The sequence below is a fragment of the Gemelliphila sp. 1F1 genome, assembly GCF_056897515.1.
In genome coordinates this window covers 253,634-277,103 of the sequence record NZ_JBXHBE010000002.1, presented here as the reverse complement: position 1 = coordinate 277,103, position 23,470 = coordinate 253,634, and the positions used below count along the sequence as shown (strand labels likewise).

Here is a 23,470-nt window from a genome sequence, read left to right as displayed (position 1 = left end):
ATGAAAAGTTTAAAAATAAAATTATCATTTTTTGTAATTATTATTCTTATTCTAATAACATCAATATTTTCGCTATCATCAGGTAGTATTAATATAGGTATAAGTGAATTGTGGCAAGGCTTATTTGGTAATTATGATATAAGTTATGTAGTTGATTTACGAATTCCTAGAATATTAATATCATTATTAGCTGGTGCTGCTTTGGGTGTTAGTGGATTACTTCTTCAAACAAGTTTACGTAATCCGCTATTAGATCCAAGTATTATAGGGATATCAAGTGGAGCGAATTTATCTTTGTATATCGGTCTGATATTAGCTCCTAACTTAATTTTTTACAAGTCTATACTGTCCATTATCGGAGGAGTTTTTGGATATATACTTATTTATATTTGCTCCAAAAATATGAAAAGTAGCGTCAGTGTTATTTTAGTGGGTATAGCTATTAATTCATTTTTTGTTGGAATATTGTCTGTAGCTCAATATTTACGTACATCAATATCGAGTATAAATATACGAGCAACACTTGGTATGAAAAGTTTTGAAGATATGAAATTGTTAGTATTGTGGATACCACTTTTTATTTGTATAACATTTATGTTGTACAAAGTTTGCAACATATTTTTCTTGAGTGATAGGGATATTTTATCATTAGGGGTAAATGTTCAATTTATTCGTACAGTGCTGTCTTTTTTAGCGATAGTGCTTGCTTCTATAGCAACTAGTGTTGTGGGAGTGGTAGCATTTCTATCATTAATAGTTCCACACATTGCAAAAATCATAGTAGGCAAAAATCATTTAGTTACCATACCCTTTACAGCATTACTAGGTGGATTTATATTCTTGCTATTTGATACTTTAGGTCGGATACTATTTAGTCCGATAGAAATTCCTGCTGATGTGATTATGTTGTTAATAGGAGGGCCAACATTTTTAATTCTACTAAAAAAGGAGCATAATTATGAGTAAATTAATAGAGATAAAAAATTTATCCTTTAGCTATCTAGGGAATAAAGTTTTTGATAATCTGAATTTACAAATAGAAAAAGGGAAGATAACTACTATTATTGGGGAAAATGGTTGTGGTAAAAGTACATTGCTGTCGATTTTAACAGGAGCAAAACGAGTAAAAAATAATACAATACTAATTGATAAAAAAGATATAAATACATATTCCAAAAAGGAATTAGCTCAAAAAGTTACTATTGTTTACCAAAATAATATTGCTCCAGATGAACTAACTGTATATGATTTAGTAAGTTATGGACGATTGCCGTATCAAAAGACATTATTTAGTAAGTTTAATAATGAAGATTTTATTAAGATTAACCACGTCATAAATGTGACGAATTTAGGGAATTTAAAAGAATATAATGTGTCTAAATTATCTGGAGGTCAAAAGCAACGAGTATTCTTAGCAATGGCTTTAACGCAAGATACGGATATTTTATTGTTAGATGAACCAACGAGTTATCTAGATATAAAATATCAAAAATCACTTTTGGATTTAATAGTAATTTTAAATAAAAAATACAATAAAACTATAGTTATGGTTTTGCACGATATAAATCAAGCCATAAATTATAGTGATAAAATAATAGCTTTAAAAGATGGGCATATTTTCAAAATAGGCGATTCGCAAGAATTTTATGACAAAGATATTTTACAAAAATTGTATGATACAGATATAGAAATAATAGATAATATAATAAAAACATGGTAGATAAAAGGAGATAACCAATATGAAAAAAAACAAAATTTTAGCAGTAGGGATAACAGGGGCATTATTTTTGAGTACAGGCTTTGCATATGAGTCTATAAACAATGTAAATAATGTAAATGCATTAGAAAGTAATAATCAATCTGTAGCTCTAGATTACAAAAATTTAGCAGATGGTGAATATACACTAAATTTCTCAGTTAAAAAAGCTGACGGATCAGGACTTTCTATGGCTGATGGAGCAACGGAAAAACCAGCTAAATTAATAGTAAAAAATGGACAGTACAAAGTTCAAGTTAAATTCATTCCTTTAACATTTCTTAACCAACAAGGATACTTAGGGAATCTATATTACTACGAAAATAGTGTGAAAAAACAAGCTAACATACTATCATACTATACTGAAAAAGAAATAGATGGAGCATTTGAAGTATATAAAAAAGAATATCCAGAGCGCACAGCGTACCCTAAAGTTTTTGAATATGCTATTAATAAAGAAGATATTCAAAATGATAAGATTAATACAAAAATAGGAGTGTTTGTTCCAGTTATGGCAAGTATATCGCAACCATTGGGGCATCAAGATGCTTTTATAGAATATGATTTTTCATCACTAAAATTAGTCAAAAAGTATGAAGAAGAGCCTAAAATAGATAACGATAATACTTCAGAATTACCAAAAGAAGATAATAAACCGACTCCAGATGCGCCTAAGATGGAAGATAATGCTAAAAGTTCGCCTGTAAATCTTAATATAAAAGATGAATCACCTAGTAAAACTAGTGTTCGTAGAGCAGTAGACTCGGTAGCTAATATAGTAGAAGAAAACGGGAAAAAAGTATTAAAAGTTAAATATTATAGCAAGCAAAAATGGGGAGCAAATTATTTGTATGATAATGGATTATGGAATGTATTCTATAATTATGATGGCTCAGAAAACAGAACTAAATTGGTTTCTAAAGTAGTGGAGTCTGGTAACAATTATGAAATATCAGAGGTTTCTATTCCATTAGAAGAAGGAAAAAACATTTATTTATATGGAGAAACGCAATTAAATGCACATACAGGAACTACTAGTATTTCTTATGGAATTATTAGCTTAGGGGACCAAATAACAGAAACTCCTACTAGAACAGTAGAAGCTCCTAAATTACTTCGTGTAGATCAATTTGGAAAAACTCTAAAAGATAGTTCAGTAGAAAGTCTTCCTTTTGATTATGAAAAAAATGGAAAAATCTATTCGCCGTATACCGCAGAGAATGGAAAAAAATTCAAGCTAGCAGACGGTAAATATGCAGTAGAATTGAATTTTGCACGTTTAGGATTAACTCAAAGTGATTTACGTTATGTAAAATACACTTTGGACGGAAGCGAGCCAACTATGGATTCTAAAGAAGCAGATTTTAGATCACAAAGTTCAGATGCGACATTACCTTCAAGTTTGTATAGAATGTTTGTAAATCCATTAGAAGATGTTCCTAATTTTAGCAAAAATGGTGGAGATGTTGTTGTAAAAGTTAAAGGATTCAACGCAGATGGAACGAAATCTTCTGAGACTAAAGAATATGTTTTGCCATTTTCTAAATATCATGTTGATCAAGTCCCAGTAGATGTTGAAATAGCAGGGAAATCTTACGCATCATTTTTAACATCTAATAACAATTATTCTCTTACTGAAGATGCCACAGTATTAGTAAAAGATGAAAGTAGATTTAAACCTTTACTTAAAGATGCTGCTGAAAAATTAAATTTAACAGATGTAGAATTTAAGAAAATATCTGTAGTTAATAAAAAAGATGGTAGTAAGTATACTCCTGAATATAAAGATGGCTGGAATAGTGATAAAAATCCACTATTAAAATTAGAGATGACAAACTTTACTACTGATATTAATAAACAAGTGTATGTTTATGATATGAAGACTCATAGCTTAAAACCAGTTCCAACATCAATATCTAAATATTCAAATAAATTTAGTTTTGATATTAATGATCAAGAAAGATACTATGTTATAGCAACAGCTAATAATGCAGAACTGTTGAAACAAGAATTAGAAAAACTAAAAACTACAGTAGATGAAGCTAAGAAGGTATTAGAAAAAACACCTGCTTCTGATGAAAAACTAAAATTGGAGCAACAAATAGCAACTGCAGAAAAATTATTATCAAGAGCAAAATCAGCTAGACTAGATAATGTTCTACGTGTTTCAGATCAATTATCTAAAGATATGAAGTCTGCAGATAATGTAAAAGACGATAATACAGTTCTTATAGAAAAAAAATCTAAAGCATTGATAAGTGGAGCTGATAACCAAATTTTGAAAGAAGTATTAACGGACGAACAATTCCAAACTATTACTCAATTAAAAAATAATTTAACTAATAATTTATTAGATAAAAATATAGCTGAACAATTAGAACAGCAGTTATCAAATTTACAATACAAAGATAAAGCTCAAGATATAGATTTTATGATTGAAAACTATTCTAGACCAGGGGTAGAATCTATGGCTAGTGGAGTTTTTGATAAAAATGCTAAATTAATTTTTGCTAATGGTAAAGCTTATTTAGAATTAAATCTAAAAACTATGGAAATATTTGGTACTCGTGCTCACTTGACGGATTTAGATTTCTTTAAAGGAGAACTTGATAAAGATAAATTCCCGGTACATTCAATCCTTAAATATGAAGATAGCGATTCTTCAGGAAAAACAATGTTATTTGATAAAAAATTATTAATTGAGTTTAATGAAGATGTTAAAAAATCTTATGATATACGTTTAGGGAATGATGGTATGGGTGGAGCCAAACCACAAGCTAAATTTGTTATTAAATCTACTATAGACACTCCGAAAAAAATAACTACAGAAGATAAAGTAACAACAGAAGAAATAGACTTCAAAACTAAAGAAATAAGAACAGACGAACTAAAAGAAGGTGAAACTAAAGTAGAAGTAGAAGGTTCAAAAGGTAAAAAAGAAATAACTACACGTCATTACTTTGAAAATAATAAACCTGTAAGAGAAGAAGTAATATCTGAAAAAATAATTAAAGAACCGGTAGACAGAGTTGTAAAAGTTGGAACTGCTAAAAAGGATATTTCTAATAAGATAGATAATTCGAAGTTAGATATTAGAAATTTAGCTGATGGAGAATATAATATAGATGTTGAGGTTCGCAACTACAATACTGAAAGCAAATTGTCTATGGCAGACGGAGCTGTATTGAAACCTGCTAAGTTGATAGTAAAAGATGGAAAATATAGAGTAGAGTTGACTTTCACTCCGTTATCATTTTTAAATCAAAGAGGATATTTAGGAAATTTACAATATTACGCAAATGGTATTAAACATCAAGCAAACATAGTAAGTTATTATTCAGCTTCAGAAGTTGACAAATTCTTTGATGTTTATAAAGTAGCTTTCCCTAATAGAACTGCTTATCCTAAAGTTATTAGTTATCCAATTGATAAAAATGCTATTGGCCAAGATGGAATTATTAAAACTCGTGTTAACGTTTATGTGCCAGTAATGGCATCAATTTCTCAAGATTTAGGGCATCAAGATGCATTGCCTGTATACAATTTTAACAATATTAAATTGATTAAACTTTATCAACAAGGATCTAATGAAGGTAGCTTACCAGAAGAAAATCAAAGCATTCATGAGCAAGGTAACGGTTCTGGATTAGGAGGCTCAGGGTCTAAAGGTAGTGGCTACAAAGGTGGACAACTTTTAGCATTAGATTCTAATAAAGGTAAATTAGCTAATACAGGTGTTACTACTGTTGGAACTTCTATACTAGGAATTGGTGTATTGTTAATAGCTGCTACGTTATATAGAAGAAAAAGATAATAAAATTATAAATATTTTGTAATAGAGAAATAGAGAAAGAGTAGTATGATAGATTCGTATTACTCTTTTTTAATTGGGTTATAGTTTTGAAAAGATTAGCTCTATATAGTATAATTTATTAATGAAAGGACGTGGAATTTATGAGATATTACAATTTAGAAGTACATAGCTGTTACGATTTATTAAATAGTACTATAAAATTAGAAGAACTATTTTTAAAATTAAAAAATAATGGAATAGATGCATTATGTATAACTGATCCTAATATGCATTCTGCTATAAAAAGTTATCGTTATGCTAAAAAATATAATATTAAATTAATTCATGCATTAGAAGCAAGAGTAAGCTATGAGTTAAATTTTTTACGTATTAATATATTATGTCGTAGCGAAAAAATGTTTCAAGCATTGTTAAAAATATCAACACGTCTGCAAACCGATGAAAATGAGCTGTATTTAGAAGAGTTATTAGAAATCTTGGAACAATATAAAAATGACTGTACTTTAGTAATTCCTGATGAAATAAGTAGTATAGAGAAATGTAAAGATATTGAAAACCAATTTAAAAAATTTGATTATTACTTTGGATACAATGAAAAGTATAATCATATTATTTATAAAAACATAGATAATATAATTTATAATAAAGCTAGTTATTACTTAAATAATGATAATTATCAACCGTTAATTGTAGCACGAGCAATTAAGGAAAACAGTAAATTAAATATTGACGATTTAATAATAACTACTGGAGAAGAATTTGTATATACTAAAGAAGATTTTTTGAAAGTATATAACAATATTTTAAATTTCGAAGAAAAAGAATTAATTAAAAAAGCATTAGTAAATCAGAATATATTAGTTTCTAAGATTAACTACACTTTAAACTTTGGAGAATATCATCTTCCTAAATATGTTTATGGAGAACAAGAAGCTATATTTAAAGATAAATCTAGTATAGAATACTTAACTTACTTAGTAATAAAAGGAGCTAAACAAAAATTATTAGGTAAGGATATGTATACTTACAAAAAAAGATTTGACTATGAATTAAAAGTGATAGCCGAAATGGGATTTGCTGATTACTTTCTTATAGTTTATGACTTTGTTAAATATGCCAAAGATAATGGGATATATGTTGGTGCTGGACGTGGTAGTGCAGCAGGAAGTTTAGTTTGTTATTTATTAAATATTACAGAAGCAGATCCGTTAGAGTATAATTTACTTTTCGAAAGATTTCTAAACAAAGATAGAATATCTATGCCGGATATAGATATTGATTTTCAGGATACGAGAAGGGATGAAGTAATAAAATATGTTGAAAAAAAATACGGAGCTGATAAAGTAGCACAAATTATTACTTTTACTACTTTTCAAACTAAAAGTGCAGCACGAGAGAGTGCTAGAATATTACAGTTTTCAGAAAGTAATTTAAAATTAATAAGTACATTACTTAGCTCTAATAAAACATTGATGGAGTGCTATAATGATAGTAGTGAACTAAGACAATTTGTAAATCAATCGGATCAAAATTCAAGATGGTTCAAGGTTGCGTGTAGTTTGGAAAATCTACCAAGAAATAAGTCTGTTCATGCGGCCGGAGTTGTTATAAGTGATATTAAAAATTTAGTAGAATATACAGCTTTAGAAAAGGCAAATGTAACAAAATATTTAACGCAATGGACTATGGATGATTTAGAATATATCGGACTATTAAAAATAGATTTTTTAGGTATTAGATATCTAACAATGGTCGATAATATTGTTAAAGAAATAAAGAAAACAGACACTAATTTCTCAATAGATAATATAAGTTATACAGATAATAAAATTTATGAATTATTTAGTGTTGGAAAAACAGAAGGAATATTCCAATTTGAATCAAGTGGAATGAAAGAAAAATTACGGTTATTAAAGCCTACTGAATTTAATGATATAGTGGCTATGAATGCTCTTTATAGGCCAGGACCAATGGCTCAAATAGATACTTATGTTAAGAGAAAGCATAAAGAAGAGGTTGTGGATTACTTACATCCTAAGTTAGAAAAAATATTAAAAGATACTTATGGTGTTATAGTTTATCAGGAGCAAATAATGTTAATAGCTGTTAACTTTGCACACATGACCTTATCAGAAGCAGATAATATGCGAAGAGCAGTTAGCAAAAAGAAAAAAGAAGATTTAGAAAAATATGGAAAGATATTTATAGATAAATCAGTGGAATCTGGATATGATAAAAATATCGCAGAAAAAATATTTGATTTAATTGTAACTTTTGCTAATTACGGTTTTAATAAATCGCATGCAGTAGTATATAGTATGTTAGCTTACAAGTTAGCTTATTTAAAAGTTTATTACACTAAGTATTTTATGACTTTCTTATTAAATAATGTTATAAGTAGTGAGAAAAAAATTAATGAGTATAAGCAAGAATTAAATAATGTAGGAATAAAACTATTAAAACCAGATGTCAATGTTAGTGAAGTAAATTTTACAGTGTTTAAAGATAACATAATATTTTCTCTAGTAGCTATAAAAAATGTTGGTTGGAGATCTGCAAGTGAGATAGTAAACGATAGAAAAAATTACGGAAAATATCAAAGTATAGATGATTTTTTGCGAAGGATGGAGAAAAAAGTTGATTACCAAGCAGCAGTTTCTTTGGTAAAGTCAGGAGCATTGGATATCTTTGGTTATAACAGGGCAACCTTGATGAATAAAGTTAAAGAATACTATAATGACAATAGAGATAATATTGGAGAAGTTCGTTTGGCAATTAACAGTATTAGTGGACTAACTCTTAAAGTAGAGGAAGTTGAAGATTATTCTGTTCAGGAAAAAATTAAGATGGAAAAAGAAGTAACTGGAACATATTTTTTGAAACATCCTGTACAAGTTGATAAAGAAAAATATTATTATTTACCACTGAAATATTTATCAGATAAAGAGAGTGACAGTTATGTAGAAATAATATCTATACAAGAAATTACAACCAAAAAGGGTGAATCTATGGCGTTTTTAACTGTTAATGATGGGAAATCAGATTACTCTGTTACAGTATTTCCTAATATTTATAAATATGCAAGCTCCTTATTAAAAAGACATTCGTTTTTAGTTTTATCAGTTAAACCACAATTTAGAAATAATAAAATGCAGTACATATTAGAAAAAATGACAACCTTAAAAAATTATGAAGAATACTGTTTGAATAATATCAAACAAATTTATGTTCTTGTAGATAATGATAATGAAGAATTTATAAAAAGTTATATTGCTCCAAATGGAAGCGTAAAGTTAATTTGTATTTTTAAAAATGAAAATAATAACACCAAAGTATTATCTGTCCGAAACGAACATTTATTTGTTCGAGAATATTTAAGTAAGCTCCCTAACAAGTCTATTAAATTAAGTTATAAGTAAAAAATAAAATCAAACAAATTTAAACAATTTTTTTATGTTTTTACTAGAAAAATTATGAAAAGTATGTTATTGTAATATACGTATAATAAATTTTTAAGAGGTATTTTAAAATGAAAAAAATTGCAGTTTTAACAAGTGGAGGAGACGCACCAGGTATGAATGCTGCTGTTCGAGCGGTTGTAAGAACAGCAATATACAATGGGTTAGAAGTGTATGGAGTTTATCAAGGGTACAAGGGTATGGTATCAGGTAATATAAAAAAATTAGAAGTAGGTGATGTAGGTAATATCATCAACAGAGGAGGAACTTTTCTTTACTCAGCACGTTTGCCAGAATTTGCTGATCCTGAAGTAAGAAAAGTTGCAATTAAAAATTTACAAGAATTAGGAATTGATGGTTTAGTAGTTGTAGGTGGAGATGGGTCATATAGAGGTGCTATGGCTCTTAGTAACGAAATGGATATTAAAACTATAGGAGTTCCAGGTACTATAGATAATGATATTAATGGAACTGATTTTACTATAGGATTTGATACTGCATTAAATACAATTATAGATGCCATAGACAAGGTACGTGATACTGCGTCAAGTCATGAAAGAACATTTATTATAGAAGTTATGGGACGTAATGCTGGTGATTTAGCTCTTATGGCAGGTATTGCGGGAGGATCAGAATCTATCTTAATCCCAGAAAAAACCGAAGATATAGAAGAAGTTATGGAACGTGTTCGTTATGCTGAATCACGCGGTAAAAAACATTCTATTATAGTTTTGGCAGAAGGAGTTATGTCAGCTCAAGAATTAGCAAAAATTATGAAAGAAAAATATAATGAAGATGTTAAATATACTATTCTAGGACATATTCAACGTGGGGGAACACCTAGTGCAATGGATAGAGTTCTTGCTTCAAGATTAGGTAATTATGCAGTTCAATTACTTTTAGCAGGATCATCAGGAAGAGCTGTAGGTATTCAAAATAATAGATTAACGAGTACTAGATTCGAAGACGTTTTTGAAGATACACATACAGTTGATTTAGAAATGTATGAAGTATCAAAACAATTATCAATATAGTAAAAATTTTTAAATAATAATATAAAAATATTGTAAAAGAGGTAATTAAAGAAATGGCAAAAAAAACTAAAATAATTTGTACAATAGGACCAAAATCAGAATCAAAAGAAACTTTAACAAAAATGTTAGATTTAGGAATGAATGTGTGTCGTCTTAACTTCTCTCATGGAGATTATGAAGAACACGCTGCGAGAATTAAAACTATAAAAGAAGTTAGAGAAGAAAACGGAAAAAATCTTGCAATTTTATTAGATACTAAAGGTCCAGAAATTAGAACTAATCAAATGGAAAACGGAGCAATCTTATTAGAAAAAGGTAAAGATGTTATAGTATCTATGACTGAAGTGTTAGGAACTCCAGAAAAATTCTCTATTACTTATCAAGAATTGGTACATGATGTTAAAGCTGGAGATACTATTTTACTTGACGATGGTTTAATAGGTCTTACAGTAAATAAAGTAGATGTGGCAGAAGGTCTTATATATACAACTGTTCAAAATGGTGGAGTTCTTAAAGATAAAAAAGGTGTTAATGTACCAGGTGTATCTACAAAGTTACCAGGTATTACAGAAAAAGATGAACAAGATATAAGATTTGGATGTTCTCAAGATATAGATTTTGTAGCAGCATCATTTGTCCGTACAAAAGAAAATGTTCTAGAAGTTAGACGCATTCTTAAAGAAGAAGGTTGTGAATATGTACAAATTATACCTAAAATTGAATGTCAAGAAGCTATAGATAACATTGATGAAATTATTGAAGTTTCTGATGGTATAATGATTGCTCGTGGTGATTTAGGAGTAGAGGTACCAGCAGAAGAAGTACCTATTATCCAAAAAGATATTATTCGTCGTTGTAACAAAGCTGGTAAATTTGTAATTACAGCTACTCAAATGTTAGATTCAATGCAGAAAAATCCTCGTCCGACACGTGCGGAAGTATCAGATGTTGCTAATGCAATATTTGATGGAACAGATGCAATAATGTTATCAGGAGAATCAGCTGCAGGTGCTTATCCAGTAGAATCTGTAGAAACTATGGCAACGATAGCGCAACGTGCAGAAGATATGCAAGATTATTCAAACATTATTAAAGAACGTGCTAGAAAAGTACAAGATACTGATATAACAAATGCTATAGGGATTTCTGTAGGTTACACAGCTCTTAATTTAGATTTACATACAATAGTAACGTATACAGAATCTGGGCAAACTGCTAGATTAATATCTAAGTATAGACCAAATGCAGCAATATTAGCTGTTACACCTAGTGAAAAAGTAGCAAGAAGTTTAAGCTTAGTATGGGGAGTAGACGCTAAAGTATCACATCAAGTAACATCTACTGATAATATGTTAGATACAGCTAGAGAAATCGCAGTTGAAGCAGGATATGCTAAGAAAGATGATGCAATAATTATAACTGGAGGTATACCTGTTAATACAGCGAAAAGTAGCGTAGGTACTACAAACTTTATTAAAGTTTCTGTAATTGATTAATATTATTTGAATTTAAAATATTTATTATATAATTAAAAATTGAAAATAGTGGCATATTGAAGAATTTGTTCTAAAAAGCCACTATTTTTATTTTCTTAATGAAAGTTTTATCATATAAAATCTAACATCTTCTGTTAGAAAAAATAACGCATATTTGAGCATAGATACATATTTTATTAAAATATTAATAAATTATATAAGGAGGTACAGCAATGACAATATATACTATTAATATGGATATGATTCAAACTATCGGTTTAGCTGTAATAGTTTTGATCGTAGGAAGAATATTGAGAACAAAGGTTAAGTTTTTTGAAGTTTATTGTATTCCTTCTCCCGTTATAGGTGGATTTTTATTTTCGATAATTCATTTGCTAGTGAATAAAATGGGACTATTAAGCTTTAATTTTGATACAACATTACAAAAGTTTTTTATGACAGTATTTTTTACCAGTATAGGATTTAATGCTAGTTGGCGTCTGTTAAAAGTCGGTGGACGAAAAGTAGTATTATTTTTATTTGCTACAATAGGTTTAGTTATTTTACAGAATGTTGTAGCATTAGGTATCGGAAAAGTTTTAGGTGTTAATGAATTTTTAGCACTACTAACAGGTTCTATAGCAATGACTGGAGGACATGGTACTGCTGCAGCTATGGCACCAATAGTAGAAGATATGGGGCTAAGCGGAGCTCAAAGTATAGCAATAGCAGCTGCTACGTTTGGTTTAATAGCGGGTTCAAGCTTAGGAGGCCCTCTAGCTAATGCTTTAATCAAAAGAAAAAATATAGATATTAAAACAGAAAATTCTTCTGTAGATAAATTAAAAAATGACGAATTTTTATTCGATAATAATATAAAAAAATTAGATGGAGATAATTTTGCTAAGGCATTTTTTATTATTTTATTTTCTATGTTTTTAGGTAGTTATCTGTCTACATTTTTAAATCAATATTTAAGTTTTCCTAGTTACATAGGGCCTATGGTAATAGCAGCAATAATTAGAAATATTTCAGATTACACTTCAAAATTTGATGTTCATTATGAAGAAATAAGAATTTTAGAAGATGTGTCCTTGAATATTTTTTTAGGAATTGCAATGATGACTTTAAAATTATGGGAACTATCAGGAGTAGCAGGTTCGTTAAGTTTACTACTAGCTTCACAAGCTATACTTGCTTTTGCTTATTGTTATTTTGTAACATTCAAAGTTATGGGAAGCAATTATGATGCAGCAGTTTTATCTTCTGGGCATATCGGATTTTCCTTAGGGGCAACTCCAAATGGAATTGCTAATATGCAGAGCGTTAGTGACAAATATGTATATTCTAATTTAGCGTTCTTTGTCTTACCAATAGTAGGAGCATTATTTATAGATTTCTTTAATGTAGCTATAATAAGTAGTTTCTTCTCTTGGTTATCTTAAAATTATGTATTTTAGTTAGGAGTTTAATGACTTCTAACTATTTTTATTTTGTACAAGTTTCTTTGTAATCCATCAGGATGTTCCATATATTGATTTTATCAATATTTCATTGTATAATTGTTTTAGTAATTTAATATATTTATAAATGGTAACAAAAATTTTTTAGAAAGAGAGAACAAATGGCAGTAGAGAAATTATTAACAACGGTAGTAGATGCTTGTTATGAAAAACATGGTTACGATATAGTAGCTTATGATTTAACTGATGCAGGAATGTTATATGATTATTGTGTAGTTTGTCATGCACCTACTAATCGCCAAGTAGAAGCTATAGCTAACGAAGTCAAAGAAAAAGTACAAGAACAAAATGGAACTATATATAGCATAGAAGGAATAAGAGAAGCAAAATGGGTCCTTATTGATCTTGGAGATATAATAGTAAATATTATGACTAGAGATGATAGAGAATACTATCAAATTGACAATTTATTTGAAAAGCATCCTATTAAGGAGGTTTAAATGTATAAAAATTTAAGTGTTGTATATGATAGATTGATGGATGTTGATTATACTACTTATAAAGAGATTATAACACAAGAATTAGTAGGTAAAGAAAATCTGCTAATTCTTGATTTAGGTTGTGGTAGCGGAACGTTGATAGGATACTTGGCAAATTATGGGAAAGTGTATGGAGTTGACAAGAGTGAAGAAATGTTAGCTATAGCTAACAATAAATATCCTAAAGCACAATATTTTGCAATAGATTTATTAGATATTAAACAAATCAATCAAAATTTTGATTTTGTAGTTAGTACATTTGACGTCTTAAATTATTTAGAAAATATTGAACAGCTAAAAACTGCTATAAAGAATGTTTTTGATAGTTTGGAGAGCGGGGGAAAATTTATTTTTGATCTGCATACACCATATAAAATTAATGAGATGCTTGATGCTAAGTTATATGCTTATGAAGAAGATGATATAAATTATATATGGTTCACATATCCTACGGAAAATCCATTAGAAGTAGAGAGTGAGATAACGTTCTTTTTAAAAGATAAAAATAATCTTTATAAGAAGTTATATGAATTTCAAAGGCAACGAACGTATAATATATCTGATGTTAATGATATTTTGATTTCTACAGGTTTTGAAATAAAGGATTATTTTTGTGATTTTGATAGAGATAATAAAGATTATAACAGTTCAGAAAGAATTATCTATATTTGTGAAAAACAATAAAAAAGGAGAAGAAATATATTTCTTCTCCTTTTTGTAAAATTTATTAATCTTCTTTTTGAAATTCTAAAGCAATCTCTGGAGTAAAATCTTTTGGAATAGATTGTTGCTTGATAATAATTACATCAGACTTAGCATAGCGTACTATTCCTTCAGAAACAGAACCCATAATCATTCTCTTGAATCCTGTAAGACCAGAAGATCCACATACAATTAAATCAATATTTTTTTCTTCAACTATATCTTCACTAAGAACAACTTTAGGGACACCTTGTTCAACTATTCCTTCTACATTGTTTAATCCAGATTCTTTGGCGACACGAACATAACTCTCTACCAATTCTTTAGTTTTTTTGTAGAAAGAGTTAAAAATATAAGGATCAGAAAGTCCAGAAGTTGCTATAGTAGAGTCAATAACAGAGGCTACGAATAGTTTTGAGCCTTCGTTTCTTCTTGATATAGCTACTGCATTTCTGAATGCCCATTCCGCTTGTTTAGAACCATCAACTGCGACCAAAATGTTAGAATATTTATTTTCCATAATAAGATACCTCCTATCTTTGTATAATTTTATTATATCATAGTTAGGAAAAATGTAAAGCGTTTTTCAATGTTTCTAATATAAGATATATCAATATTTAATCGTGTTTAACAAATTTATTTACTATAGCTAAGCTACATGATAAAAGAAAAATAGATCCAGACCATATTAAGACATTTAATGCTGTATCATGATCGACTATAATTAATCTTATTACAGCAGTTATTCCAATATAGATAAAATATCTCAAAGGAAAATGAGAATTACTTTTGAAATATTTAACTATCAACGCTATAAATTCAAAATATAAGAAAAATAAGATAATTTCTTCTATAACTTTAAAGATATTGTTATCATTAGGATATATACTAAGTTTAATTATTTTCCACGCTTCAAAGAGCAATAGTACGCATAGCGATAAAGCTATAAATAATAAAGCTATGTTCATTAATATTAAAATTGTATTTGATAATTTTTTATTATATTCTTCAAATTTTTTCATTATTCAACAGTTATTATTCTCCTTCTAACATAATTTTTGCCATCTATTTCTACAGAATATATTACTTCATATTCTCCTTTGCTAGACGTATTGACATTAGAAGTTACTGTAACTTTATCTAAATAAGAAACACTTGCTTTTCTTGCGATCACTCCTTCTTTATTAACCTCAAAAGATTCTCCTAATTTAATTGTTGAGTTTTCTGGAACAACGAAATAAAATGTTCTCTCTAAACGACGTTGCATTCTTTTTCTATATTTTTCTTCATCTTCTGCTGAAACTTTTTCCTTTAGTTTTTCATCAACTAGTGGCATTAATTCAATTTCTGTATCAGCAATACAAATTCTACTATTAACTAACGTAAAAGTTTGTTTTCTTCCCGGACCGCAGTATGATTGGCATCCTATTACAAACTCGGCATTAGGTGCTTTTTTCTGTAATTTAGGTATTAATGTTCTTAAATTAACTCCTAGGCATTCATCACAAACACGAAAGACAACTTTTTCTTCTGTTATAACACCTTTGTTCTTTTGTTCGCTCATAATATCTCCTTTCGCAAATTCAAATAAATTAACTTAATAATTATATCATAATAATACTTATTTTTTAATTTTTAGTTTCTTCAACAAGACAAAATTTATAACTGCTAAAATTGAAAATACTAATAGTATAATTACAATTATTTTAGTTACGAGTGAGTAGAAAAAGTTTTCGGGGAACATTTTTATTAAATTAGATTCTTCAGGAGCTAGTAGCCATAGATCATTTGTAAAAATTAGTTCGTGAAACTTAATCCAAAAATAGTTAAAGTTTATAGTTACAATTAATGACAGTGAAATTAAAAAAATAATAAAAACAATAAAAGTTCCTTTAAATTTCTTTGTTACTTTATACCAATAATGATTGTCGAAAATTAATAATATAAATGTAGTCAATAAAAATAATGCAGTTAGAATAATTGTAAAGTTAAGGCTTGTTGTATAAAGATTTCTAACATCTAGCATATGTAGTATATCTTTTTGTGTAAACCAACTGTTATCTAAAGGTGTATTGTTTTTTATGTAGCTTAACAAATTTTCTGTATAATTTAATAATTGCTCAGTCGTTATTTCTAAATTGTACGCTGTATTATCGTCTAAATAGAAATTTTTGTAAATATTATTATTGAAAGGAATAGTAAGGATAATCCAAAAAATTATGGATGTAAACAAAGTATATAATTGTGTATATATAAGAAAATTCGAAAAATGCTTGTTCATATATTCTCCTGTAAAATGCTTATTAATAAGACATATTATAGCAAAATACAACAAAATTTAATAGTTGAAAACCTTAACAATATAAGATATAATTTTATTATAAATTATATACTAAGGAGAAGATTATGATAAAAAAAGTAAATACTGATAAAGCACCTAAAGCTGTTGGACCTTATGTTCAAGCTAACAAAGTAGGAAATTTAATCTTTTGTTCTGGTCAGTTAGGAATTGATCCACAAGTAGGAAAGTTAGTAGATGGAGGAGTATTAGAAGAAGCAAAGCAAGTTTTTAGAAATATAGAGGCAGTATTAGAAGAAGCTGGTAGTTCGATGAATCATATAGTAAAAACTCTAGTTTTATTAGCTGATATAAATGATTTTGCAGAAGTTAATAAAATTTATGCAGAACAGTTTAACGATGTATTACCAGCTAGATCAGCATTTGAAGTAGCGGCTTTACCGTTAGGAGCGAAAATAGAGATAGAAGTTATTGCAGTGGAAAAGAATTAAATTTAATAAAATAAGATTGTAATTACTACAATTATTAATTTTCAGTAAATTAAATACAAAAAAATGATAATTTTTAAAAAATATATAAAATTTTTTAAAAAATGTATTGACATTTATATTTTCAAATGATATATTATAGTCAAGTTAGATATAAGAAGCCAATGTTCAAATAAGTAATTTATCTGATCATTTACCAGAGAGTGTATGTAGCTGAAATTACACAATGTAGAAGATTTATGAAAATGGTTTGAGCGGTAAAAAGAGTGAGTATTTTATGAGCTTTTTTCGGAGTTGTGTTCCGTTATAAACACACACTATTAGTAACTAAATTCTAGATATGTTATTAGTGGTGGCAGAGTTCACTTCGTGTGAAAAATTAAGGTGGTACCGTGAAATTAATTTCGCCCTTATTCTCGTTAGAGAGTAGGGGCGTTTTATTTTTACAAAATATATCTACTAAAAATATTGTAATTTAGAAAGGAAAATAAAGTATGAAAAAATTATTAGCATTAGCGACAGCATTTATATTAACATTTACACTTATTGGGTGTTCTTCTTCAAGTAGTAGTGATAAAGCAGGAATTAACGTAGATAGCTTAGATCCTAACAAACCTGTAACAGTAAAAATAGGGGCAACTAACGTTCCACACGCAGAATTATTAGAATATATTGCACCTAAATTGGAAAAAGAAGGTATAAAATTAGATATAATAACATATCAAGATTATTATTTACCTAATAAAAACTTAGCAGAAAAAGAAATAGATTTGAATTATTTCCAACACGTACCATTCTTAAATAATTCAATTAAAGAAAATGGATATAAGATAGAAGATGCAGGATCAGTGCATATTGAGCCTATAGGACTTTATTCTAAAAAAGTAAAAAGTTTATCAGAGTTATCTGATGGCGCTACAGTATTAGTGAGTAATAACAAAGCAGAGTGGGGAAGAGTATTAAAATTATTGCAAGATAATGGATTAGTAAAAGTTAAAGATGGTGTAGATATTATCACTGCAACATTTGACGATGTAGCAGAAAATCCAAAAAATTTAAAATTCAATTATGAAAATGACCCAGCAATAATGGTTCAGTACTACAATAATAATGAAGGAGATTTAATTTCTATCAACTCTAACTTTGCGGTTGATGCAGGAATTAGCCCTGTTACTGACTCTGTAGTAGTAGAAAGTGCAGACAACAATCCTTACGCTAATATTCTTGTAGTTCGTGAAGGAGATAAAGATAAAGTAGTAACTAAAAAAATTCTAGAATACTTACAAAGTGAAGATACAAAAAATTACATAAAAGAAAAATACAAAGGTGCAGTAATACCTGCATAATAAACAAAACTTACATTAAGAGGGAAATCTTAATGTAAGTTTTTTGTATTTTAAAAATTTATATTATTAGTTGGTTTTGAAATATTATTACTTAATATATTAAACATATAAATTCCAAAAAATATATAGTTTGCAATATTAAAAATGCTAAGAATTTGATGAGAGATACTTGATATTTCAAATAGATAGTTCCCATAACCTAATAAACTAATTATAATGGGGATAATCCAATATTTAAACATTTTTTTGTCTAAAAATATAAGAACTATAAATAATATATCTAGGATATAAGAGTATCGATCATGGATATTAACTAAAAATAGTATTAGAGTATAGACAATAAATGTACTCACATATATTAAATTAATAGAATTTAGTAGTGAAATACGATTATAAATCAAATAAAATAGTAATACTAATAAAATCGAAAAAGATAATATTATAGATGTTGTTTTGAACAAGTGGTATAATACTTCGTTGGTTGATGGAGATATACTTGCCCAAAAACTAGGATAATTTATATAAATATATTTATGATTTGCTTGATTATGATATATTGTAAATGGTTCTAATAAACTTCTACCAAATATAAATCCAGGAATACACATCGTATAAAATGATGTAAGTGTAATAGTTATTAAACGAGTAATACTATATTTACAATGAATAAAGTAATGGAAGAAATATATTGGTAAAATAAAAATTGTTTGTAATTTAAAAGCAAATGCAATACCCAACATAATAAATGATAGATTATATCGTTGCTGTATAAGTAATAATAATGACAATATAATAAAACTAGAGTAGATGCTATCAGCTTGTCCCCAATATCCAGAATTTAACCATATTGTAGGTAAAAATAAAATTATAAAGTAGCTTAAACAAAATATATACTTAGATTTTTGATTTGATGTTTTTGTTTCATTTTTTGATATTATTTTATAAATTAACATACTTACAGAAAAAGCCAATACATAGTCGAAAAATATAGAAAATAATTTATATAGTGTAATTGGATGTAGTGGTATATATGTAATTATAGCAACAAAAAATTGATAAGGAATATTATAATCACCAATAGGAGTTCCGATAGATTTAATGCCACCATTAGCTAATGCTTCTTCATACCAAGGTAATAAATAATAAAGCATATCACCACTAATAAAATGTCTTCCAAAAATTCTTATAGCTAAAGCTAGTACACTCACTGTTATAATAAAATAAATAAAAATATTATTCTTGAAATGTTGTAATATTTTATGTTCAACCTTTAACATAATAAATAAATTTTCCTTTCAATAAAATATAAATGCTTTAGAAACAACTATTAAAATCATATTTATATTATTTATTATAGATATTTTATCATAAATTAAGCTTGGGGTCTATTACAAGAAAACTAATATAGTAAAAAATTATTTAATATATTGTATGAAAAAGTAAAAAGTCTGCAATTTAATTTGCAGACTTTTTTTTATTATAGACTAGAGTAAGTATGTTCTACTATATTTTCTAGTTCATTGTTATTATATTCAGTAATTTCTAGAATTACCTCTTTTACAGTTTTTTCTTTTAGTAGTTGTTGTAGTTTCACAGCTTGTTCGTCACTATTATCTTCAAATTTTAATATGTAAGCACAAGTTTTAGCTAGTGAGTTATAAGGCATATTAAGATTTACACATTCACGAATAGGTTTAATAAATCTTTCGTTATATCCTAGTTTCCTAATTGGTGTTCTACAAATTCTGGTAACATTATCAACTATTAATTTATTTTCAAATCTTTTGATAGTTTTTTCTCTATATGAGTCCATATCTTCTTTAGAAAAATTCCATTTTTTGATTAATAATGCACTAGTTTCTTCTAAGACTTTGATGAAGTGTTGTCTAACTTCTTCGTCTGTAGCCCCTTCGGAAACTAACTTTATACCTTTATAATTTGCTACAAAACTTAGAGCAGCGTGGCCAGTATTTACCGTAAATAACTTTCTTTCGATAAAAGGTGCTAGGTCATTAACGTAATTAACACCCTCTATATTTTTATTATTATCTAGTTTTATTTTATCTTTTTCTACTACCCATTCACAGAATTTTTCTACTTCAACAAGGAGAACGTCTTCGTGTTGTTGTGCGGGAACTATTCTATCAACTGCAGAGTTAGGGAAGCCAACATATTTATTGATAAATATTTTTTCTTCTTCTGTTAAGTGATTAAAAATCTCATTTTTCAAAAAAGATGTTCCTTCAATCATATTTTCACAAGCGATTATATCCATCATTTTTGTATTGTTTGATTTTACTTTAATTTTTAGACCTTGTGCGATATTTTTAGCGATTATAGGTAAGACGTTAGGGCCGATAGATGTAGTTATAAGATCTACTTTATTAATATAATCCGCTAATCTTTCTTGTTCCGTAGAGATATTTATAGCGTCAAAGTTGTTGACTGCTACTTCTTCGATATTATTATCTAATATTTTGATGGTATATGTTTCTCTATTTTTTAGATTGTTGACTATATTTTCATTAATATCAACAAAAGTAACGTGATAATTTGATTTATTTAATAATTCTCCAATAAATCCACGTCCGATATTTCCAGCTCCGAAATGTAAATTTTTCATATTATGCCTCCTAAATTATTTTGATAATAAATTTATTATTTCTTCTTTAGTTTTTGCATTGTATAATTTTACTACATTTTCTTGTTCAGAACAGAAAATAGCTATTTTTGATAATAATTCTAAATGTTCTCCGTCTTTACCGGCAATACCGAAAATTAAGAATACTAATTTGTCCTCTTTATCGTCTGGAGTTGCAAATGACACTCCATCTGGTACTTGAATAATAGAAATTCCAGTATTTTTTATTGATTTTTTTGCTTCATCTGTTCCATGAGGTATAGCTATAAAATTTCCCATATATGTAGATACAATATTTTCTCTATCAAGCATTGCATTTACATAGTCAGTATCTACATATCCATTGTCAACAAGAATTTCTCCTGCTTTTTTTATAGCTTCTTCTTTTGAAGAAAATTTTTGGTTTAATAATATATCTTTTTCTGTTAATAACATAATAAACTCCTTATTTCATATTTTGTAGTAGTAAATATTTAGTCATTATTAATTCTAATTTTGTTTTTATAAAATCTATTTTGTTACTCTTAATAGTTTCTTTCAAATTTTTATCTTCTAAAATAGCAATACTAATTTGCCCTAGTAAATCTGTATATATTCTTTTGTTAGGACTAATCATAATAAATAAATGGGTAACAACCTCTTCGTCATCCAGAGCATTAATCATACTTAGTCTATTTTCTAAAGGGCATATAATTATGTATGGTTTTGAGAGTGAGTTATCTAATGTATGAAAAAGAGCAACATTAGTTTTTGGGATAACTATGGAACTTTTTTCGTGTCGTTCGATTAATTTGTCTACAATACTTGTTATATCTGTAGTCTCTAAGAAAGATAGAGCTATTTGTAGAATTTCTCTTATATTTTCATTGTTTTTTATATTTTGTATAGTTGTATTAGCCACAATAGTTTCTACTTCTAAAAGGTTGTTATATTCGGCGTTATATTCTGTATATGAAACTTGTTTAAAGCTTCTAACAGAGAAAAGTTTTTTTCTTATATTGTCAATATCCTTTTCTTGCAAAATTGTAGGTATAAGGATATAGTCAATATGTTCGGGAAGTTTTATAGTTGAAATTATAATATCATAATTCTTTTTAATATCTTCGTTTAATTTTAAATGTGTAGAATATTCTATATTTTTAATTTCGGGAATATTTTTTCTAATAAGACTTCCTAATATTTTTGAACTTCCTATACCACTAGAGCATACGACTAACGCTCTGACAAAGTTTTCACGATAAATTTGTTCGTAGCTTGATGCAAAGTGGATAACTATATAACTTAATTCTGTGCTGCTAAAGTTTATTTCATCAAAAATATTCAATAATTCTGATTTTATAATTAAGTACAATTCATTGTAATTTTTTAACACAAAGGTTTGTAAATCATTATTTTCTTCTACTAGCTTTAGCTGATATCTTTTTATTGCAGATTCTATATGAGCTATTAGCCCATTAGCCAAGTTAGGATCTTTTGAGAAATCAATATTACTTTTTTTACTAATATTGTTTATTAGGGTATGTACTTTGAAAATTAGTGTGTAAGAATATTTGTCATTTACATAAGTTACTTGCTCTATGAGTTTGCAAGTTTTTAAAATATTTGTTATATACTTTCTAAAATATATAGTAGTAAATATATTGCTATGAGAAGATAATATTGTTATCAATTCTTTAATATTTTTTTGTTCTGTATTTGTAGGTTCTAATTTATCTTCTGTATATTTATCATCATAGTTTATCAATAATGCTATATTAATTGCTATTAAAATTTTCTTTATGCTAGAATCTGTGTAAATATTGAAGACATTAATTTCTTTATTTTTGACAAAAATCTCTCTAATTAGCGTTATGTCTATAAATTTAATAAAAGGATTAACGCTATAGTAATCTGTCTTATTAACTGCATAGAAAAACTCTTCATCAGTAATTTCATTACAAAGTATTGATAGTAGTAAAATTTGCTTGTCTATAGTATCTCCGATTAAACTAATACCCTGACCTTTTTTTCTTGTTAAAGTAATTTTATAATCTTTTAAAATCTGTTCAGTAGTAGTTATGACTGTTGCGACCGTATTATAACTAATAAAAAGTTTTTCTGACAACTCTTTAATAGATGTTTCGTTAGATAGTAATAGAGTACATAAAATAAGATTAATTCTTGTATCTTGTGAGTATGCTTGTTCTAGAGATATATCCAAAATTGAACTATCAAGGCTATTTGTATCTCCTACTATACTATATTTAGATTTATTTTTAGTTAATTGTAAGTTGTTTTTTTGTAAAAACAAATTTAAATTTTTTATTTCTCGATACAAAGTGCGCTCTTTGATTTTAGATAACTTTGATATTTCTTTTATAGTGAGAGGAGTATCACTTTTTAATAATATATTTAAAATAATTTTCTCTTTTTCATTTATTATCATACTAATACTCCTTTCACTTTTATTTTTAAT

At 27.5% G+C, this 23,470-nt stretch carries 19 protein-coding genes; 11 read left to right on the top strand and 8 right to left on the bottom strand.

What is annotated here, in order from left to right; translation table 11 throughout:
- From AC1XWJ_RS03520 to AC1XWJ_RS03480, 9 genes are all read left to right on the top strand, one after another.
- The gene (locus AC1XWJ_RS03520) at positions 1-966 is read left to right on the top strand and encodes a FecCD family ABC transporter permease (protein WP_483334514.1); all 966 of its coding nucleotides are present in this window, start codon (positions 1-3) and stop codon (positions 964-966) included.
- A complete protein-coding gene (locus AC1XWJ_RS03515) occupies positions 959-1,720 on the top strand; it encodes an ABC transporter ATP-binding protein (RefSeq protein ID WP_483334513.1) in 762 nt (253 codons plus the stop codon). The genes AC1XWJ_RS03520 and AC1XWJ_RS03515 overlap by 8 nt, the downstream gene beginning before the upstream one ends.
- Before the next feature lie 19 nt (positions 1,721-1,739).
- Positions 1,740-5,570, top strand: a complete 3,831-nt coding sequence (locus tag AC1XWJ_RS03510) for an NEAT domain-containing protein (protein WP_483334512.1) — start codon at positions 1,740-1,742, stop codon at positions 5,568-5,570.
- A gap of 140 nt (positions 5,571-5,710) precedes the next feature.
- Positions 5,711-8,989: a DNA polymerase III subunit alpha gene (locus AC1XWJ_RS03505; protein ID WP_483334511.1), complete on the top strand. Its 3,279-nt coding sequence runs from the start codon at positions 5,711-5,713 to the stop codon at positions 8,987-8,989.
- Between the two features lie 110 nt (positions 8,990-9,099).
- The gene (gene pfkA / locus AC1XWJ_RS03500; RefSeq protein ID WP_483334510.1) at positions 9,100-10,062 is read left to right on the top strand and encodes a 6-phosphofructokinase; all 963 of its coding nucleotides are present in this window, start codon (positions 9,100-9,102) and stop codon (positions 10,060-10,062) included.
- Positions 10,063-10,115: 53 nt separating this feature from the next.
- Positions 10,116-11,558, top strand: coding sequence for a pyruvate kinase (pyk, locus tag AC1XWJ_RS03495; protein ID WP_483334509.1), 1,443 nt, complete (start codon positions 10,116-10,118; stop codon positions 11,556-11,558).
- Positions 11,559-11,770: 212 nt separating this feature from the next.
- The gene (gene gltS / locus AC1XWJ_RS03490) at positions 11,771-12,982 is read left to right on the top strand and encodes a sodium/glutamate symporter (RefSeq protein WP_483334508.1); all 1,212 of its coding nucleotides are present in this window, start codon (positions 11,771-11,773) and stop codon (positions 12,980-12,982) included.
- A 179-nt stretch (positions 12,983-13,161) separates the two neighbouring features.
- Positions 13,162-13,500 (top strand): ribosome silencing factor, encoded by a 339-nt coding sequence (gene rsfS / locus AC1XWJ_RS03485; protein WP_483334507.1) that lies wholly within the window; start codon positions 13,162-13,164, stop codon positions 13,498-13,500.
- Positions 13,501-14,223: a class I SAM-dependent DNA methyltransferase gene (locus AC1XWJ_RS03480; protein ID WP_483334506.1), complete on the top strand. Its 723-nt coding sequence runs from the start codon at positions 13,501-13,503 to the stop codon at positions 14,221-14,223.
- Positions 14,224-14,266: 43 nt separating this feature from the next.
- Here AC1XWJ_RS03480 and AC1XWJ_RS03475 read toward each other — a convergent pair whose 3' ends face one another.
- The 4 genes from AC1XWJ_RS03475 to AC1XWJ_RS03460 all read right to left on the bottom strand — a co-directional run bounded on the left by AC1XWJ_RS03475 (position 14,267) and on the right by AC1XWJ_RS03460 (position 16,522).
- Positions 14,267-14,761 (bottom strand): universal stress protein, encoded by a 495-nt coding sequence (locus AC1XWJ_RS03475; RefSeq protein WP_483334505.1) that lies wholly within the window; start codon positions 14,759-14,761, stop codon positions 14,267-14,269.
- 97 nt (positions 14,762-14,858) lie between these two features.
- Entirely contained in the window at positions 14,859-15,263 is a 405-nt protein-coding gene (gene psiE, locus AC1XWJ_RS03470; protein WP_483334504.1) for a phosphate-starvation-inducible protein PsiE, read from the bottom strand.
- A complete protein-coding gene (locus AC1XWJ_RS03465) occupies positions 15,263-15,805 on the bottom strand; it encodes an immunoglobulin-like domain-containing protein (RefSeq protein WP_483334503.1) in 543 nt (180 codons plus the stop codon). Before AC1XWJ_RS03465 ends, psiE begins: the two co-directional genes overlap by 1 nt.
- 57 nt (positions 15,806-15,862) lie before the next feature.
- The gene (locus tag AC1XWJ_RS03460) at positions 15,863-16,522 is read right to left on the bottom strand and encodes a TIGR01906 family membrane protein (protein ID WP_483334502.1); all 660 of its coding nucleotides are present in this window, start codon (positions 16,520-16,522) and stop codon (positions 15,863-15,865) included.
- Positions 16,523-16,647: 125 nt separating this feature from the next.
- Here AC1XWJ_RS03460 and AC1XWJ_RS03455 point away from each other — a divergent pair, with 125 nt between their 5' ends.
- Together AC1XWJ_RS03455 and AC1XWJ_RS03450 are read left to right on the top strand one after the other, a co-directional pair.
- Positions 16,648-17,031 carry a RidA family protein gene (locus tag AC1XWJ_RS03455; protein ID WP_483334501.1) on the top strand — a complete coding sequence of 128 codons (384 nt, stop codon included), beginning with the start codon at positions 16,648-16,650 and terminating at the stop codon, positions 17,029-17,031.
- 491 nt (positions 17,032-17,522) lie between these two features.
- On the top strand, positions 17,523-18,374 hold the full coding sequence (locus tag AC1XWJ_RS03450) for a MetQ/NlpA family ABC transporter substrate-binding protein (RefSeq protein WP_483334500.1): 852 nt from the start codon (positions 17,523-17,525) through the stop codon (positions 18,372-18,374).
- Positions 18,375-18,424: 50 nt separating this feature from the next.
- Here the strand turns inward: AC1XWJ_RS03450 and AC1XWJ_RS03445 are convergent, their stop codons facing one another.
- The 4 genes from AC1XWJ_RS03445 to AC1XWJ_RS03430 all read right to left on the bottom strand — a co-directional run bounded on the left by AC1XWJ_RS03445 (position 18,425) and on the right by AC1XWJ_RS03430 (position 23,440).
- On the bottom strand, positions 18,425-19,651 hold the full coding sequence (locus AC1XWJ_RS03445; RefSeq protein WP_483334499.1) for a hypothetical protein: 1,227 nt from the start codon (positions 19,649-19,651) through the stop codon (positions 18,425-18,427).
- Positions 19,652-19,851: 200 nt separating this feature from the next.
- Positions 19,852-20,997 carry a mannitol-1-phosphate 5-dehydrogenase gene (locus tag AC1XWJ_RS03440; RefSeq protein ID WP_483334498.1) on the bottom strand — a complete coding sequence of 382 codons (1,146 nt, stop codon included), beginning with the start codon at positions 20,995-20,997 and terminating at the stop codon, positions 19,852-19,854.
- Positions 20,998-21,012: 15 nt separating this feature from the next.
- A complete protein-coding gene (locus AC1XWJ_RS03435) occupies positions 21,013-21,453 on the bottom strand; it encodes a PTS mannitol transporter subunit IIA (protein WP_483334587.1) in 441 nt (146 codons plus the stop codon).
- Positions 21,454-21,460: 7 nt separating this feature from the next.
- On the bottom strand, positions 21,461-23,440 hold the full coding sequence (locus AC1XWJ_RS03430) for a BglG family transcription antiterminator (protein WP_483334497.1): 1,980 nt from the start codon (positions 23,438-23,440) through the stop codon (positions 21,461-21,463).
- Positions 23,441-23,470 lie beyond the last annotated feature (30 nt).